Source organism: Pseudomonas sp. NPDC086581 (assembly GCF_044746165.1).
Classification (GTDB): Bacteria; Pseudomonadota; Gammaproteobacteria; order Pseudomonadales; family Pseudomonadaceae; genus Pseudomonas.
Genome location: NZ_JBIVBR010000003.1, coordinates 91,011 through 106,589 on the forward strand (window position 1 = coordinate 91,011; position 15,579 = coordinate 106,589).

Sequence of the window (15,579 nt, forward strand, 5' to 3'; positions counted from 1 at the left end):
TTCGTCTCCCTGAGGCATTTCGGATATGTACAACAGCCTGCAGCAGCGCGATCTGGTCGAACTCCTGTTCCGCCAATCCTACGCCGTGCTCTTTGCCAACCTGGTCATACCCCTGCCGGTGCTGTACATCTTCCGCAATGCCCTGTCGCCGACGACGATGGTCTTCTGGTTGGTCGCGCTCTACGCGCTCACGCTGGGGCGGATTGTCCTGGCACGCACGTACTTCCGGCAAGCCCCCCCGCGCGCGCTGGGCCACGGCTGGCTGTGGAGCAACACGCTGCTGTCCTGGGCCAGCAGTCTGCTCTGGGGATGGCTGGGCTGGGCCGGTTTTGCCCACGGCGATCCGCAGTTGTTCGCGTTCACCTGCATCGTGCTCACCGGCCTGGTGTGCGGCGCAGTGCCGTCGCTGTCGGCCTTTCCGCCGGCCTATATCGGCTCGCTCACCGCGATGCTGTTGCCCGTGCTGGTGCTGTGCCTGAGCGTTGCCGACGAGCAGCACACTACTTACAGCTTCTTCATCGCCTGCCTGGCCGGGGTCAACCTGTACTACAGCCGGGTGACCTACCGCAGCCTGTGCGAGACCATCCGCCTGCGCCAGGAGAATTCCGAGCTGGTGCACGACCTGCGCGAACAGCGCGACCTCGCGCGTGCCGCAGATCGCGCCAAGTCGCGCTTCCTCGCCGCCGCCAGTCATGACCTGCGCCAGCCGATCCACGCCCTCGGACTGTTCGTCGGCGCCCTCTCCGCCCTCGCCGAGCGCGGCCCCGTCGACGCCCGCCAGGCGCGTGATATCGCCACGCGCTTGCGTGCAATGCTCGGGAATCTGGGCGACCTGCTCAACGGCCTGCTCGACATCTCGCGCCTGGACGCCGGCGTGGTGCCGGTGGCGCGCGAGCCGATCTCGCTGCATAAACTGTTCGCCGACCTGCGCGAGGCATACGCCGGCACCGCCAACGAGCACAACCTGCGCTGGCGTGTGCAGGACAGCCAGCTGTGGGTGGATAGCGACCCGCTGCTGCTCAAGCGCGTGCTCGACAACCTGCTGAGCAACGCCTTCCGCTATACCCCCAAGGGCAGCGTGCTGTTGGGCTGCCGGCGGCGCGGCGACGAGCTGGAAATCCAGGTGATCGACACCGGCGTCGGCATTCATGCCAGCCAGCAGGAAGTGATCTTCGACGAGTTCGTCCAACTGCATAACGCCGAGCGCGACCGCAAGCAGGGCCTCGGTCTCGGCCTGGCCATCGTGCGCCACACCGCGCGGCTGCTCGGACATCCCCTGGCGCTGTCTTCCGAGGCCGGCCGGGGCACCTGTTTCAGTCTGCGCGTGCCACTGGCCGAGACGCCGTTGCAGGCCCCGCCCCTGCCGATGCCGACGACCGAGCGCGAGCCCGGCCTGGGCATCATGGTGGTGGAGGACGAAGTCGACGTGTTGCACGCGCTGTGCAGCCTGCTGGAGGTCTGGGGCCATCGCGTCTACCCCGGCACCAGCGCACTGCTTGCCTGTCAGCGGCATATCGAAGCCAGCCACGCTGGCCGCGCACCGGTGGACCTGATCCTCAGCGACTACCGCTTGGGTGAAGGCCTGACCGGTGCCGATGCGGTGCGCCGCATCCGCAGCTACCTCTCGCGCAATGTGCCGGCGCTGATCATCACCGGCGACACCTCCCCCGAGCGCCTGCGCGAGGCTGCCGCCAGCGGCAGCCAGTTGCTCCACAAGCCGCTGGACGCCGACCAGCTGCGCGCCGCCATCGCCAGCAGTCAGGAAGTGACCAGCACCGCCTGAAAGCGGCGCCAGGCCTTCAACCACGGGGGCTACGTCAATTCATCCGGGGCTAAAGTCGTGGCCGGATCGGCCGATGCAATGGTGAAACGAATCGGCAACAGCCTTCGTGCCTCACCACTAGAGAAAGCCCTCGCATGTTCAACTCGCGTCTGAAGCAGGAAATCGCCGCCCTGCGTGAAGAACTCGCCTCCTTCGAAGAGATCCGTGCCAGTCTCGACGAGGAAATGCTCGTGCTGTTCCTCGACCCCCGAGGGCGCATCGAGTCGGTGAATGCCAACTTCGAGAAAGAGATGCTTCACCGCGGCGAACAGCTCAAGGGCCGCCCGCTGCTCGACCTGATTCCCGACCACGTGCGCGGACTGGATTTCCACCTGAGGGTCAAGCACGCCATCGAGCGCGGCGAGCACCTCGCCGGGGTGATCCGTCTGCTACGTGGCGACGGCGAAGAAGCCTGGCTGCGCTCTATCCTGCAGCCAGTGCACGACAGCGCCGGAAAGATTCAGCGCTTCTCGATCTACGCCAGCGATCTCACCCGCACCATCGAGAATTCCCGCGAGCACGAGAACCTCATCGAGGCGCTGCAACGCTCCACCGCAGTGATCGAATTCAACCTGCAGGGCGAAGTGCTCGCCGCCAACGACCGCTTCCTCAACGCCATGGGCTACAGCCTGACGCAGATCCAGGGCAAGCATCACCGGATGTTCTGCGAACCCGCCGAGTACAACTCGTCCAACTACGAGTCATTCTGGGCCAAGCTGCGCCGTGGCGAGTTCGTCACCGGCCGCTTCAAGCGTCTCGACAGCCGCGGCCACGAGGTCTGGCTGGAGGCCTCCTACAACCCGATCATCGACGCCCACGATCGCCTCTACAAAGTGGTGAAGTTCGCCACCGTGATCACCGAACAGGTGCACCGCGAGAACGCCGTCGCGCAAGCGGCGACCATCGCCTTCGACACCTCGCAGACCACCGACAACAGCGCCACCAAGGGTGCCGCCGTGGTGCAGCAGACCGTGGATGTGATGCGCGAGCTGGCCGACCGCATGCAGGAGGCCGCCCAGGGTATCGAGGCGCTGGACCGACAGTCCCAGGCCATCGGCGCGCTGGTGCAGAGCATCCGCAGCATCGCCGACCAGACCAACCTGCTGGCTCTAAACGCCGCCATCGAAGCCGCCCGCGCAGGCGACCAGGGGCGCGGCTTCGCGGTGGTCGCCGACGAGGTACGCCAGCTCGCCTCGCGCACCAGCGCCGCCACCGAGGAAATCACCCGCGTGGTGGAGCAGAACCAGCACCTGGCCGGCCAGGCTGTAGCCATGATCGACCGCGGCAAGCAACAGGCCGAGCTGGGGCTGGAGCTATCCGGCCAGGCCGGCACGGTGATCATCGAGATCCAGGACAGCGCCCAGCGCGTGGTCAACGCCGTCGGCCAGTTTGCGAACCAGCTGTCGACCTGAGGTTCTTCCCTGCGGCACGTCAACACGGCGTGTCACAGCCTCGCCTAGGCTCCCGTCCGGCATTGCAGCTAGGCTCAATGCAGATGTGCACCCTCGCCATCGAAGGACGATCCAATGAGCGACACTCCCCTCCCCGACGTCATCCAGTATCTGCGCCTGCTGCCCGAGCGTGGCGGCTCGGACATGTTCTTCAGTGTCGGCGCGCCGCCGCATCTGAAAGCCGAGGGCCATAGCCAACCGGCGGATGACCGCGTACTGCAGAACGGCGAAGTGAAGACCCTCGCCTGGCAACTGATGTCGCCGGCCCAGGCGCAGGAGTTCGAGCGCGACCTGGAGATGAACCTGGCGCTGAGCGTGCCGGACATCGGGCGTTTTCGCGCGAACATCTACTTCCAGCGTGGCGAAGTGGCCATGGTGGTGCGCCTGATCAAGCAGGTGATCCCCGATGTGACCTCCCTCGGCCTGCCTTCGATCCTCGACAAGCTGGCCATGCAGGACCGCGGGCTGATCCTGGTGATCGGCGCGGCCGGCGCGGGCAAGTCGACGACCCTGGCGAGCATGCTGGACTTCCGCAACCGCCACCGCTCCGGGCACATCGTCTGCATCGAGGACCCCATCGAGTTCCTCCACATGCACAAGAAGTCGATCATCGACCAGCGCGAGGTCGGTCTGGACACCCACAGCTACGAGGACGCCCTGCGCAACGTGCTGCGCGAGGCGCCCGACGTGATCATGCTCGGCGAGATTCGCGACGCCGCCACCATGCAGCACGCACTGCACTATGCCGAGACCGGCCATCTGTGCGTTGCCACCCTGCACGGCACCAGCTGTCGCCACGCCATCGAGCGCATCACCCGCTTCTTCCCCGACGAGGCGCGCCCGCAGGTGCTGGCAGACCTCTCGCAGAACATCCTCGCGCTGGTCGGCCAGCGCCTGGTGCCCGGCACCCACCAGCGCCGCGCCGTGGCGGTGGAGCTGGTGCTGGGGACGCCGCACATCCGCGGCATCATCCAGCGCGATGAATTGCCCGAGCTCAAGGGCGCGGTGGAACGCGCGCTGGAAAGCGGCATGCAGAGCTTCGACCAGAGCCTCTACAAATTGCTCGAGGAAGGCCGCGTGAGCGTGAGCGATGCGCTGAAGTTCGCCGATTCGCGCACCGACCTGGCGCTGAAGATCAAACTGGAACGCGGCATGGATGACGACAGCATCGGGCCGGCGTTCGGCAGTTGAGTTGACCCGGCTGCTTTTCGTAGGAGCGAGGGGACGCCCAGTTCTTGCTCGCGAACACAGCTCACCGGCAGGCACAGAGTAAAACGCTTCGCGAGCAAGTTCGCTCCTACTGGATGCCCTTGAGCAACGCATCGATATCCACGCTCCGAGCCATCGCCCGGTTCCCCGCATCGTTGGGGTGCAGGTGGTCGCCGCTGTCGTAGGCCGGCAGCAGGCGCAGCGGGTGGGCGGGATCGCGCAGGTGCGCATCCAGGTCCACCACCGCATCGAACTCGCCGCTCTCGCGAATCCACTGGTTCACCCGTTGGCGCAGCGCCTCCTTGTTGGCGGCGTGGTAGTTCTCGATAGGCGACCCGCTGAGCGCGCGCTCGAACGGCAGGATAGTCCCGCCAATAAGGCGCACGCCGCGCACATGGGCCTGGGCGATCAGTAGACGGTAACCGGCGACCAGGTCCTCGTACTGCACCAGCGGGTTGTTCGGCGCGAAGGTGCTGCCGGGCCAGGAGATGTCGTTGATCCCCAGCGCCACAATGGCCACCTTCACGCCCGGCTTGCCCAGTACGTCGCGCTGGAAACGCACCAGGGCGCTCTGCCCCATGCCGTCGGAGAGCAGGCGCGCGCCGGAGATGCCGGCATTTATCACGCCCACGTCACGCGCTGCCAGCCGCTGCGCCAGCACGTCCGGCCAGCGCTGGTTGCCGTCCAGGCTGGCGCCACGGCCGTCGGTGATCGAGTCACCGAGCACCGCCACCACCGGGCGCGCTGCGGGGCTTTCCACCAGCACATCGGCGAGGAACAGTCGCGCTTCCATCTTGCCGTCCGCCGGCAGGCGCACGGCGTCGAGCTGTTCGCCCGGACCACCGTAGACGCGCTGCTTGCCGTCCCAGTGGAAGCTTTCGATGGCAGTGGGCTGCGGCAGATAGATCGACACGGCCAGCTCGCCCAGCGGCGGAACGGCGAGGTCCAGCGGATCGCTCAGCAGCTCGGCCCCCGGCGCTATGTAGGCCGTGGGCTGGCCGGCGAAGGTCAGGCGACGGCTCTGGCCATCGAGCTGCCCGGCGGACCCGGCGAGTGCCACGGCGGCACCACCGATGGCCACCGGCTGGCTGCCATAGGCGTTGGACAGCGCGATGCGCACGCGCGGGCCTCCCAGGCTGAGCTTCACACTCTGCCGCAGCGTGTGATTGCCGATTACCGGCGGCACACCCAGCGGCAGCGGTACTTCCTTGCCCCAGGTGCGCTGCGGGCTGGCGCTCCAGGTCGCCTGCCAGTGTCCTTCTTCCGCCTGCGCCAGTGGCAGGGCCAGGGTGATCAGGGCGGCGAGCAGCAAACGTTTCATGGCATTCCTCGAGATCGGTGATGGGATGACCACAGGCTCGGCCATTCCCAATCACGGCGGTAGACGGCATATTTGCAGACCCGTCATTCGATAAACGAATAGGACATGGATACTCTCAAGGCGTTGCACTGTTTCGTTCGCGCCGTGGAGCTGGGCAGCCTTTCCGCCGTGGCCCGCGAATCCGGCAGCAGCCAGCCGACGGTGAGCAAGACCATGGCCGCGCTGGAGCGGCAGGTCGGCGCGCAGTTGCTGATCCGCAGCACCACCCGTGTGCAGCCCACCGAACAGGGCCGGCGCTTCTACGAGCATGCCCGGCAGACGTTGGAAAGTTACGCCGAGGGCGTCAGCGAGGCCCGTGGCGAGACCGAGCAGGTGCGCGGCCGCCTGCGGGTCAGCGCACCGGTGAGCCTGGGTGTGCTGCGTCTGAATGCGCTGCTGCTGGAGTTCATGCAATTGCACCCGGAGGTCGAGATCGAGTTGCTGCTCAACGACCGCTTCGTCGACCTCGCCGAGGAAGGCATCGACCTCGCCCTGCGCCTGGGCGGCGAACTGCCGGAACAGCTGATCGCCCGCCCGCTGGCCCGCTCGCCGCGCTATCTGGTGGCCGCCCCGGCATGGCTTGCGCGGCAGCTCGAAGTGCGGGAACCCGAAGAACTACCGCTGGCCGACTACCTGCGTTTCGCCTGGCTCGACGCCGGGCAGAACCTGCTGCTGCGCCACGCCGATGGGCGCGAGCTGAACCTCGCCACTCGCAGCCGCTACACGGTGAACAGCTCACTGGCGATTCGCGAGAGCTACTGCCTGGGCGCCGGCTTCGGCCTGACGCCGGCCTGGCTGGTGGCCGACCTGCTGGCCGACGGCAGCCTGCAACGTCTCCTTCCAGAGTGGCGCGGGCCTACGCAGGAGGCCAGCCTGCTGTATCCTTCGCGGCTTTTTCTGCCGGCCCGGACCCGCGTGCTGATCGACTTTCTCATCGAGCGCCTGCCGCGCCTGCCTGGTTTCGAAGCTCTCTGACGGGCAGCGGCTATGCTTTTCGCCAATGAGCAGAACCGGCGCGCCCACCGACCGGTCGAACCCTGACATCCGCTCCCGAGGGACTTGCATGGGCAAGCAACACATACCTTACCTGCTGGCCACCCTGGCCCTGCCGCTGTTGCTCGCCGGTTGCTCGACGAACGCCAGCAACCCCTGCGACGAGCCACTGAGCGGCGAGGCCTGCCGGCAGGAACGCCTGCTCTATCAGAACGACATGCTGCAGGCAAAGCTGCTGATCGCCAGCGGCGACCTGGCCAACTACGAGCTGGCCGAGGCGCTGCTCGCCCGTTCCATGGAAAAGGACGTGCGCGGCGAGGCGAGCTTCTACATGGCGCTGCTGAAGATCAAGGAAGGCCCGCAGGTGGACGAGGTGCTGCCGCTGCTGGAGAAGGCCGCCGACGCCGGCCAGCCCTACGCCGTGGCGCTGCTCTACAAGATCTGGTCCGAGCCCTTCCTGGTCGAGCAGGCCGACCCGGCCAAGGCCCGGCAGTATCTTGAGGACTACGGCAACCTCGACGTCGCCAAGAGCGGCTACCCATCGTTCGAGAAGGCCACCGCGCTGGTCAACTCACTGCTCAGCGAACCACCCGCCGTCGCCGACCAGCCGGTTCAACCCTAGCCCTCATCGGGCGCCGGAGCGGCCTGGTCGAAGGTCCTCTCGCCCTCGTCCTTCCCGTGGGGCAGATGGTGCTCAATCACCGCATTGAGCTCCGCGCCCAGCAGCAGCACCGCCGACGAGATGTAGAAATACAGCAACAGCACGATGATCGCCCCGACGCTGCCGTACATGGCGTTGTAGTCGGCAAAGTTCTTCACGTAATAGCCAAAGCCCAGCGATGCGGAAATCCACAGCACCACGGCAAGCACCGAGCCGGGGGTGATGAAGCGGAAGCGCTGCTGCACGTTGGGCGTGACGTAGTAGATGATCGCTACCGCCATCATCATCAGCAGCACGATGACCGGCCAGCGCAGGATGCTCCAGAGGATCACCACAAAGTCCTCCAGGCCCACTTTGGCGGCGATCCAGCCCATCACCTGGGGCCCGAGGATCATCAGCGCGGCGATCAGCATCAGCATCGCTACCAGGCCGAAGGTGTAGAACAGCGACAGCGGGATGCGCTTCCATGCCGGGCGCGCCTCCCGCACGTCGTAGGCGGCGTTGAGCGCGATCATCAGCGAACGCACCGCCGCCGAGGACGACCACAGCGCCACCACGATACCAAGAGACAGCAATCCGCCCTGGCGCTGCTGCAACTGGTCGATGACCGGGTTGACCTGATCCAGCGCCTGCGCCGGCAGCACGTAGTCGGCCTGCTGGCGGAGGAAGTCGAAGAACTCCGGCAGGTGCAGGAAGCCCAGCAGGGCGATGAGAAACAACAGGAAGGGAAACAGCGAGAACAGCCCCTGGTAGGCCAGTGCCGCGGCGTAGGTGGGCATCTCGTCGTCGAGGAATTCCTTCACCGTCAGGCTGATCAGCTTCCAGGGCCCCAGACTGAGCCCGCGCATGTCCATGAATCGCATCCCGCACCGTCCTCCCGATGAGCGTCCCGCTCGCCGGCGGGCTGCAGGGTGGACCTGCGCAACGCCGGCAAAGTTGCAACAAAAGCGCGACGCAGAGCGCCCGCCAGCACAGACCATAGCCGCTGGCGGGGCGTGGAAGCCAGTGCGGGGGCGGTTTCAGTCGGCCAGGCGATAGACCTTGGCGAAGCGCTCGGCCTTCACCACGCCGTAGTCGCCGGGGGCGTATTGCATGACCCAGTCGCCAGCGGCACCGGTGAGGCGGTCGCCACCGGCCGAGCGCAGCAGGGTGAAGGGTTCGTCCATGCGGCGGGCCAGCACCGGGCTGGGGATGTTGCAGTAGGCACCCGGCTCGCCGTGGGTGAGCGCGGCGTCGGCGGGCCGGTACTTCGGATCGAAACGCTCGCGGGAGACGACCCAGCGCTCGCCGGTCGCGCCACTGATGATCGCGTCGCCGACGGCATACCGATTCGGGCCTTCGAGGCTCATCAATTCGCCTGCCGCAGCAGCGAATTCGACGGTGACGGTTTCGTCCTTCACCACTCGTTGCGCGGCGGGATCGGTGCGGAGGTCAACCTGGGTCAGTTCGATCATGTCGGGACTACGGACCTGCGGAATAAGGTGGGGTAACTGTGGGGGAAAGAACGGGGGCAAGCCTACTCGCAAAAGAATCGCCCCGCGAGCGGCCAGCGGCTGGCGGTGCTCTACACTCACAGGCCATGAGCGTGCCGTCATCGCGCACTCGACCGAACCCGGCCAACCCCTGGCTGTCGCACCTACTGAGCCCCCCCATCAGCCATACAGGAATCTCCCATGCCGTTTGCCCGTCTCGCCCTGCCCTTCCTGTTGCTCACCAGCCTTGCCGTCCACGCCGAAGACACCCCCGAAGAAGCGAAATTCCTCAAGGAATCGGCGGACTATTTCGACCAGGTGACCAAGTCCAACCTGCCGCGCCAGGTGGACAAGGTGACCACCCTCAACAGCGTGCAGCTCGACCCGGCGAAGAAGATGCTGTATTACCGCTACGCCATCTCCAACCTGCGCCTGGACGCCATGGACCTGGGCGCCCGCGCCAAGTTCGAGAACGGCCTGAAGAAGCAGCTCGAAGGCACCACCTGCGAGCAGACCGACCTGCTGCAGCGCTTCCGCGAGCACCACCTGAGCGTCACCCACGAGTACGCCGGCAGCGACGCCAAGCCGCTGGCCAGCATCACCATCGATCCGCAGACTCTGAGCTGCGCCAAGACCTGACACTGCACCGAAAAGCCACCGATGAGCCGTGCCGACTACCACCAGGAAAACGCCCAGCGCGCCGAGGCCGAAGCCCGGCGCCTGCTGGCCGAACGTGAGCAGCTCGGCGCCCGCTGGCTACCCTGGGTGGCCGGCGAGCTGTACCGGCTGAGCCCGCCGCACTACGCCAACATGGTGCGCCGCGAACTGGAGCGCCTGACCGCCGGCTGAACGGCCGCCCGTCACGGGGCTATGCTGAAGCAGTCAGCTCTCGGCCCGAGGGCGTCCCGTTGGAGGACAGGCGCATGAAAGGTCTCGACGCGAAGAAACAAGCGAAGAAGAAGCCGCTGAAAACCGCGCATGAAAAGCGCATGGCCAAGCGGCAGAAGAAAACCGGCAAGTCGCTGCTGGGCACTCCGCAGCAACCGTCCTGAGGGCGCGCCCCTCGTTCTGCGGATGGCCTCGGTGAGGCTGTCCGCTCACATCTCTTCCCAAGACTCTGCAGGAGCGCGCCATGCGCGCGATCGCGGGCATTGCGCGGTTTCCCTAGGTAAGCAGAGGCAGCCCCCTCCTACAGCCCGGCCATCCCGTTGCAGTTGATTGCTCAGACCAGACCGGCCCGCAGATTCAGCAGCATCCGCTCGCCCTGGGCGAGAATCAGGCCACCCGCGCGATAGCCGGCGGCGCCGATGCACAGGAAGCGCTCCGCTTCACCCGGCTCCACCTGCTCCACCGCGCGGCTGCCGGGGTGCCAGATGACACTGCCGGCGCTGGTGTTCTTGTCGATGCGCAGGCGGCGCTGCCAGCCGGCATCCTCCAGCACCAGGGAACCGGTGTTGTAGAGCACCTGCTTGACCGCGCCACGGGGCGCCCAAGTGTTGGGCAGGCCGCTGGCCTTGCCGTCCAACTCCATCCCGTGGACCACCGAGCGGCGCAGCGAACCCACGCGCCAGTAGGGCTGCAGGGCGAAGCTGAAGAGGCAGTCGCTGTCATCCTCGTGGTAGCTGGAGAGTTCGATGTCCAGGTCCTGGCCCAGGCGCGCTTCCAGGCGCACGTGCCAGTCCTCGATATCCAACTGCCAGCTGACGACCGCCTTCTGGTCATCGGCCCAGGCATCGAGCATGCGCCACTCGCGCTGGCGTGCCCAGCCGTGCTGAGGCCAGTCGGCTTCCACCGGGTGGCTGCCGAACCAGGGCCAGCAGACCGGGATACCGCCGCGGATCGGCGCAGTGCTCAGGCTCGGCCACTGGCTGGAACACCACAGCAGCGGGCGCGCGCCGCGCGGCTGGAAGTGCAGCAGTTGCGCGCCCTGGCGGCTGAAGACCGCCTGGCATTGCGGATGATCGATGAGCAGCAGGTCGCGACGCTGGAAGCGCACCCAGTCGAAGGGGCGCTTGCCCCGCATGGAATGAAAAAAGCGCTGCAGCGGATGCTCGAGCATTGTCCGGATGTCCTGATCCAATCCCTGCCCGGACATTCCGGGGCGTGAAGATCTCTGTAGTTTCACTACATCTTACAGAAAAGGCGGCGATTCTAACCGCAAAGCCTAGTCACGCGCAGCGCTCGCGCCAATGAAAAAAGGCCCGTCGCAAGGACGGGCCAGGTTCGCACCAGGGAGCAATCAGAAGCTGGACTGGATCTTCAGGCCGGCCACCACGGCGTTGTTGACCTCGTCCACCCCGCCCGGATGGCGGATGTACTGCAGGTTCGGCCGCACGGTGAGCCAATTGGTCACATGCACGCCGTAGTACAGCTCGGCGTTGTACTCGGTGTCCTGGATGGGCTGGTACAGCGGGTTGTCGTAGTCGTCGATGCCGTTGACCTGGTTCACCAGGCGCTGGCGATCCTGCACGTCGTCGTTGACGTGGATGCGCGCCACGCCGAAGCCGATGTCGTCCTTGGGCCGCGCGTCGAACGGGCCCTTGTAGACCACGCCGAGCTGCTGGTAGTTGTCGACGGTGTTGGTGGCCTTGTCGTGCACGGTGAAGTTGGCGAACAGGCTCAGGCCGCGCGAAGTGTCGCCGTCATGGGCGGTGACCTGCTGCTGCGCCACCACCCACCAGCCGTGCTTGCCGCTGTGGGTCTTGGCCGGCTCGCCGGTGAGCGCCTGCGGGTTGCCGTTGACGTCGTCGTACACGTCGTCGGCCTCGGCCGTGCTGTAGTAGTAGCCCAGGCGGTACTCGCCGGGCAGTTGCTGGGCGCCGACCTTGGGCATCCACACCAGCTCCACCGGCAGGATGGTGCCCTTGGTGCCGCTGCCGTTGAGCTTGAAGCCGTTACCGGTTTCCAGGTTCGACGGGTTCTGGTTGTACGCGCCGACCTGGGCGTACCACTGGTCGTTGAAGTTCCACTTCACGCGGGCGGCCCACTGGCTGACAGGCCAGTTGTACCAGATGCCGCCGACCCAGTTGCCCACCTGCGAGCCGCAGAAGGCCAGGTTCTGGAAGTCGCAGGGGAAGCTGTTGAAGTCCTCGCCCTCGCCGAAGCGGCCGACCTTCACGTCCAGCGCGCCGTCGAAGTACTGCTGCTTGATCCACATCTGCGTCAGACGCCAGGTCTGGCCACGGCCCCAGACTTCCTGCACGGAGCTGAACTGCCCGGCGCGCGGGTCGCTGATGCGGTCGTTGGAGAGGTTGCGGCCGCTACGCTCGGTGACCGTCAGCTGGAACTCGGTGGCGTCCCAGCCGAGGATCTTCTGCAGGTCCAGATGGGTGCCGAGGGCGAACTGGTCGGAGTAGCGCGCCGTGGTGTGCTGGTCGTAGCCGCCACCCAGGTTGCTGGCGGCCTCGCCGACGTAGTCGAGCTTGAAGTCGTAGCCCTTCTCCAGCAGCTCGGTGCGCTTGCCGCCCCAGTCGCCCAGGCCCCACCTGGACTCGGATGAGAAGGCGTCGTCGGCATGGGCGGCATTGCCCACGCAGCCCAGTGCAAGCAGGCAGCCCAGGGTTCGTGCGGCAGGCCGGTTGTTGTTGTTCTTGTGCATCTCCAGCGTCCTCGTTGTCTTGGTTTCTAGCGTAGTTACAGGCAGGGATTTTCAGGCAGTGGTCATACAGTTCAGGAATGCTTCTGGCGGGCCAGCGGCGTCACCTTGTTCGCGCCGTCGCCGCGCGGCTCGGCGCGCAGGCGCTCGCCGCTCTGCGCATCGAACAGCAGCGCGCGGGAAGGATCGAAGCGCAGCTGCAGGGACGAGCCCGGCAGCGGCGTCTGGTCCGGCGCCAGGCGGCAGCAGACCTTGGCGCCATTGAGCGTGACGAAGGCCAGGGTGTCCGGGCCGGTGGGTTCGACGACCTCGACCTCGGCGCGCAGGTCGCTCGGGCCGTTGGCGCCATCGGTAGCCAACTGCACCTGTTCCGGGCGCACGCCAAGGATCAGCTCGCGGCCTTCGATCAGCCCGGCCTCCAGTTGCAGCGGCAGCTCGCAGCGGTCCTGGCCGCTGTCCAGCAGGCCGACCAGCCGGCCGCTCTGCTGCTGGACCTTGAGCGGGATGAAGTTCATCGGTGGCGAACCGATAAAACTGGCGACGAACAGGTTCGCCGGGTCGTTGTAGATCTGCTGCGGTGTGCCGAATTGCTGGACGATGCCGTCCTTCATCACCGCCACCTTGTCACCCAGGGTCATGGCCTCGATCTGGTCATGGGTCACGTACACCGTTGTGGTCTTCAGGCGCTGGTGCATCAGCTTGATCTCGGTGCGCATCTCCACGCGCAGCTTGGCGTCGAGGTTCGACAGCGGTTCGTCGAACAGGTAGATCTTCGGCCGCCGCGCCAGCGCCCGGCCCATGGCCACGCGCTGCTGCTGGCCGCCGGAGAGCTGCGAGGGCTTGCGTTCGAGCAGGTGCTCGATCTGCAGGAGCTTGGCCACGCGAGCCACCTCGGCATCGATCTCGGTTTTCGGCAGCTTGCGGATCTTCAGGCCGAAGGCGATGTTCTCGCGCACGCTCATGGTCGGGTACAGCGCGTAGGACTGGAACACCATGGCGATGTCGCGATCCTTCGGGCTCATGCCGCTGATGTCCTGGCCGTCCACCAGGATGGCGCCGCCGGTGAGGTTCTCCAGCCCGGCGATACAGTTCATCAGGGTGGATTTGCCGCAGCCGGACGGGCCGACCAGGATCAGGAACTCGCCCGAATCGATCGACAGGTTGATCGACTTCAGGGTGTCCGCCAGGCCTGCGCCGTAGGACTTGTGCAGGTTGTGCAGTTCAAGGGTGGACATCGGTGCTTACCTCAACCTTTGACGGCGCCGGCGGTGAGCCCGCGCACGAAGTACTTGCCGGCCAGTACGTAGACCACCAGCGTGGGCAGCGCCGCGATCATCGCGGCCGCCATGTCGACGTTGTATTCCTTCACGCCCGTGCTGATGTTCACCAGGTTGTTCAGCGCCACGGTGATGGGCTGAGCATCGCCGCTGGCGAACACCACACCGAAGAGGAAGTCGTTCCAGATCTGGGTGAACTGCCAGATCAGGCAGACCATCACAATCGGCGTGGACATCGGCATCAGGATGCGCAGGAAGATGGTGAAGAACCCCGCGCCGTCCAGCCGCGCGGCCTTCACCAGGGCATCCGGGATAGCCACGAAGTAGTTGCGGAAGAACAGCGTGGTGAAGGCCAGGCCGTAGATGCAGTGCACCATCACCAGGCCGGTGGTGGTGTTGGCCAGGCCGAGCTTGCCGAGGGTGAAGGACATCGGCAGGAGGATCACCTGGAACGGCAGGAAGCAGCCGAATAGCAGCGCGCCGAAGAACAGCTGCGAACCGCGGAAGCGCCACATCGACAGCACGTAGCCGTTCATGGCGCCGATGAAGGTGGAGATCAGCACGCCCGGCACGGTGATCTTCACCGAGTTCCAGAAGTAGTCGCCCACGGCGCCCCAGGCTTTCACCCAGCCGATCGCGGTGAACACATCCGGCAGCGCCAGCAGGTTGCTGCTGCGGATGTCCTCGGGCGACTTGAAACTGGTCAGCAGCATCACCAGCAGCGGGATCACGTACAGCGCCACGGCGCCCCAGAGGGTCGCGTGTACCGCCAGGCGGCTCAGGCTGAACGACGGTTTCTGGGTCGAGTCATGCATCGCGCTTGCCCCGCAGTTCGGAGTACAGGTACGGCACGACGATGGCCAGCACGGCGCCCAGCATCAGCATCGCGCTGGCCGCGCCCAGGCCCATCTGGCCACGGGTGAAGGTGTGGGCGTACATGAACATCGCCGGCAGGTCGGAGGAGTAGCCGGGGCCGCCGGCGGTCATCGCGGCGACCAGGTCGAAGCTTTTGATGGCGATGTGCGCGAGGATCATCAGTGCGCTGAAGAACACCGGGCGCAGGCTCGGCAGGACGATGCGCAGGTAGATGGTCGGCAGGCTCGCGCCGTCCACCTGGGCGGCGCGCACAATGGCCGGGTCGACCCCGCGCAGGCCGGCGAGGAACAGCGCCATGACGAAGCCCGAGGCCTGCCACACGGCGGCGATCACCAGGCAGTAGACCACCCGTTCCGGGTCCACCAGCCAGTCGAAGCGAAAGCCGGTCCAGCCCCAGTCGCGCAGCAGCTTGTCCAGGCCCAGGCCGGGGTTGAGCAGCCACTTCCAGGCGGTGCCGGTGACGATCATGGACAGCGCCATGGGGTACAGGTACACCGTGCGGATAAAGCCTTCGCGACGGATGCGCTGGTCCAGCAGCACCGCGAGGAACACCCCGAGCGCCAGGCAGACGCCGATGAACAGGCCACCGAACAGCAACAGGTTCTTGCTCGCCACCCACCAGCGGTCGTTGTCCCACAGGCGCAGGTACTGGGTCAGCCCGGCCCAGCTGTAGGCCGGCATGAAGCGCGAGTTGGTGAAGGACAGCAGCAGCGTCCAGCCGATGTAGCCGTACACGCAGACCAGCACCACGAGCATGCTCGGGGCCAGCACCAGCTTGGGCAGCCAGGCCTGCAGGCCATCGAGCAGCGAAGCACGGGGCGCGGCGGCGGGAGTGAAAGTCGGAGATCGGGTCGCCATCTGCT

General features: G+C 66.2%; 15 protein-coding genes and 2 pseudogenes. 9 read left to right on the top strand and 8 right to left on the bottom strand.

Annotated features, from left to right (window positions below; all coding sequences use genetic code 11):
* Positions 1 to 25: 25 nt before the first annotated feature.
* The 4 genes and pseudogenes from ACIPK7_RS07910 (at position 26) to ACIPK7_RS07925 (ending at position 4,464) form a co-directional block, all read left to right on the top strand.
* Entirely contained in the window at positions 26 to 1,783 is a 1,758-nt protein-coding gene (locus ACIPK7_RS07910; RefSeq protein ID WP_401087020.1) for an ATP-binding protein, read from the top strand.
* Positions 1,784 to 2,007: 224 nt separating this feature from the next.
* A pseudogene (locus ACIPK7_RS07915) lies at positions 2,008 to 2,694 on the top strand (PAS domain-containing protein); the annotation flags it as partial.
* Between the two features lie 99 nt (positions 2,695 to 2,793).
* Positions 2,794 to 3,234: pseudogene (locus tag ACIPK7_RS07920) on the top strand (methyl-accepting chemotaxis protein); the annotation flags it as partial.
* A gap of 114 nt (positions 3,235 to 3,348) precedes the next feature.
* Positions 3,349 to 4,464, top strand: coding sequence for a PilT/PilU family type 4a pilus ATPase (locus tag ACIPK7_RS07925; RefSeq protein WP_192432023.1), 1,116 nt, complete (start codon positions 3,349 to 3,351; stop codon positions 4,462 to 4,464).
* 106 nt (positions 4,465 to 4,570) lie between these two features.
* On the opposite strand, the gene ACIPK7_RS07930 is transcribed toward ACIPK7_RS07925, so the two are convergent.
* Complete coding sequence (locus ACIPK7_RS07930; RefSeq protein WP_401087022.1) at positions 4,571 to 5,803, bottom strand: SGNH/GDSL hydrolase family protein; 1,233 nt, start codon at positions 5,801 to 5,803, stop codon at positions 4,571 to 4,573.
* A gap of 105 nt (positions 5,804 to 5,908) precedes the next feature.
* On the opposite strand from ACIPK7_RS07930, the gene ACIPK7_RS07935 reads away from it, so the two are divergent.
* Positions 5,909 to 6,817 (top strand): LysR substrate-binding domain-containing protein, encoded by a 909-nt coding sequence (locus ACIPK7_RS07935; protein ID WP_401087024.1) that lies wholly within the window; start codon positions 5,909 to 5,911, stop codon positions 6,815 to 6,817.
* Between the two features lie 88 nt (positions 6,818 to 6,905).
* On the top strand, positions 6,906 to 7,457 hold the full coding sequence (locus ACIPK7_RS07940) for a hypothetical protein (RefSeq protein WP_401087026.1): 552 nt from the start codon (positions 6,906 to 6,908) through the stop codon (positions 7,455 to 7,457).
* Here ACIPK7_RS07940 and ACIPK7_RS07945 read toward each other — a convergent pair.
* Together ACIPK7_RS07945 and ACIPK7_RS07950 are read right to left on the bottom strand one after the other, a co-directional pair.
* Positions 7,454 to 8,359 carry a YihY/virulence factor BrkB family protein gene (locus ACIPK7_RS07945; RefSeq protein WP_192432019.1) on the bottom strand — a complete coding sequence of 302 codons (906 nt, stop codon included), beginning with the start codon at positions 8,357 to 8,359 and terminating at the stop codon, positions 7,454 to 7,456. The genes ACIPK7_RS07940 and ACIPK7_RS07945 overlap by 4 nt on opposite strands.
* Positions 8,360 to 8,515: 156 nt before the next feature.
* Positions 8,516 to 8,950, bottom strand: a complete 435-nt coding sequence (locus ACIPK7_RS07950) for a PGDYG domain-containing protein (RefSeq protein WP_192432018.1) — start codon at positions 8,948 to 8,950, stop codon at positions 8,516 to 8,518.
* A 219-nt stretch (positions 8,951 to 9,169) separates the two neighbouring features.
* Between ACIPK7_RS07950 and ACIPK7_RS07955 the strand changes: the two genes are divergently transcribed.
* The 3 genes from ACIPK7_RS07955 (at position 9,170) to ACIPK7_RS07965 (ending at position 10,020) form a co-directional block, all read left to right on the top strand.
* Complete coding sequence (locus tag ACIPK7_RS07955; RefSeq protein WP_192432017.1) at positions 9,170 to 9,607, top strand: hypothetical protein; 438 nt, start codon at positions 9,170 to 9,172, stop codon at positions 9,605 to 9,607.
* A 21-nt stretch (positions 9,608 to 9,628) separates the two neighbouring features.
* Entirely contained in the window at positions 9,629 to 9,817 is a 189-nt protein-coding gene (locus ACIPK7_RS07960) for a hypothetical protein (RefSeq protein WP_192432016.1), read from the top strand.
* Between the two features lie 74 nt (positions 9,818 to 9,891).
* Positions 9,892 to 10,020 carry a hypothetical protein gene (locus ACIPK7_RS07965; RefSeq protein ID WP_017516671.1) on the top strand — a complete coding sequence of 43 codons (129 nt, stop codon included), beginning with the start codon at positions 9,892 to 9,894 and terminating at the stop codon, positions 10,018 to 10,020.
* A 170-nt stretch (positions 10,021 to 10,190) separates the two neighbouring features.
* Here the strand turns inward: ACIPK7_RS07965 and ACIPK7_RS07970 are convergent, their stop codons facing one another.
* The 5 genes from ACIPK7_RS07970 to ACIPK7_RS07990 form a co-directional block, all read right to left on the bottom strand.
* A complete protein-coding gene (locus ACIPK7_RS07970) occupies positions 10,191 to 11,027 on the bottom strand; it encodes a D-hexose-6-phosphate mutarotase (RefSeq protein WP_192432015.1) in 837 nt (278 codons plus the stop codon).
* A 180-nt stretch (positions 11,028 to 11,207) separates the two neighbouring features.
* On the bottom strand, positions 11,208 to 12,566 hold the full coding sequence (locus ACIPK7_RS07975) for a carbohydrate porin (RefSeq protein WP_401087029.1): 1,359 nt from the start codon (positions 12,564 to 12,566) through the stop codon (positions 11,208 to 11,210).
* 71 nt (positions 12,567 to 12,637) lie between these two features.
* The gene (locus ACIPK7_RS07980; RefSeq protein ID WP_401087031.1) at positions 12,638 to 13,798 is read right to left on the bottom strand and encodes an ABC transporter ATP-binding protein; all 1,161 of its coding nucleotides are present in this window, start codon (positions 13,796 to 13,798) and stop codon (positions 12,638 to 12,640) included.
* An 11-nt stretch (positions 13,799 to 13,809) separates the two neighbouring features.
* Positions 13,810 to 14,655 (bottom strand): carbohydrate ABC transporter permease, encoded by an 846-nt coding sequence (locus ACIPK7_RS07985; RefSeq protein ID WP_401087033.1) that lies wholly within the window; start codon positions 14,653 to 14,655, stop codon positions 13,810 to 13,812.
* On the bottom strand, positions 14,648 to 15,574 hold the full coding sequence (locus ACIPK7_RS07990; protein WP_401087035.1) for a carbohydrate ABC transporter permease: 927 nt from the start codon (positions 15,572 to 15,574) through the stop codon (positions 14,648 to 14,650). The genes ACIPK7_RS07985 and ACIPK7_RS07990 overlap by 8 nt, the downstream gene beginning before the upstream one ends.
* Positions 15,575 to 15,579 lie beyond the last annotated feature (5 nt).

Bases quoted from the DNA above. Each gene is read 5' to 3' on its own strand.
- ACIPK7_RS07955 (WP_192432017.1), top strand. From the start codon at position 9,170: ATGCCGTTTGCCCGTCTCGCCCTGCCCTTCCTGTTGCTCACCAGCCTT.
- ACIPK7_RS07950 (WP_192432018.1), bottom strand. From the start codon at position 8,950: ATGATCGAACTGACCCAGGTTGACCTCCGCACCGATCCCGCCGCGCAA.
- ACIPK7_RS07935 (WP_401087024.1), top strand. From the start codon at position 5,909: ATGGATACTCTCAAGGCGTTGCACTGTTTCGTTCGCGCCGTGGAGCTG.
- ACIPK7_RS07910 (WP_401087020.1), top strand. From the start codon at position 26: ATGTACAACAGCCTGCAGCAGCGCGATCTGGTCGAACTCCTGTTCCGC.
- ACIPK7_RS07965 (WP_017516671.1), top strand. From the start codon at position 9,892: ATGAAAGGTCTCGACGCGAAGAAACAAGCGAAGAAGAAGCCGCTGAAA.
- ACIPK7_RS07925 (WP_192432023.1), top strand. From the start codon at position 3,349: ATGAGCGACACTCCCCTCCCCGACGTCATCCAGTATCTGCGCCTGCTG.
- ACIPK7_RS07960 (WP_192432016.1), top strand. From the start codon at position 9,629: ATGAGCCGTGCCGACTACCACCAGGAAAACGCCCAGCGCGCCGAGGCC.
- ACIPK7_RS07975 (WP_401087029.1), bottom strand. From the start codon at position 12,566: ATGCACAAGAACAACAACAACCGGCCTGCCGCACGAACCCTGGGCTGC.
- ACIPK7_RS07990 (WP_401087035.1), bottom strand. From the start codon at position 15,574: ATGGCGACCCGATCTCCGACTTTCACTCCCGCCGCCGCGCCCCGTGCT.
- ACIPK7_RS07985 (WP_401087033.1), bottom strand. From the start codon at position 14,655: ATGCATGACTCGACCCAGAAACCGTCGTTCAGCCTGAGCCGCCTGGCG.
- ACIPK7_RS07940 (WP_401087026.1), top strand. From the start codon at position 6,906: ATGGGCAAGCAACACATACCTTACCTGCTGGCCACCCTGGCCCTGCCG.
- ACIPK7_RS07945 (WP_192432019.1), bottom strand. From the start codon at position 8,359: ATGCGATTCATGGACATGCGCGGGCTCAGTCTGGGGCCCTGGAAGCTG.
- ACIPK7_RS07970 (WP_192432015.1), bottom strand. From the start codon at position 11,027: ATGCTCGAGCATCCGCTGCAGCGCTTTTTTCATTCCATGCGGGGCAAG.
- ACIPK7_RS07980 (WP_401087031.1), bottom strand. From the start codon at position 13,798: ATGTCCACCCTTGAACTGCACAACCTGCACAAGTCCTACGGCGCAGGC.
- ACIPK7_RS07930 (WP_401087022.1), bottom strand. From the start codon at position 5,803: ATGAAACGTTTGCTGCTCGCCGCCCTGATCACCCTGGCCCTGCCACTG.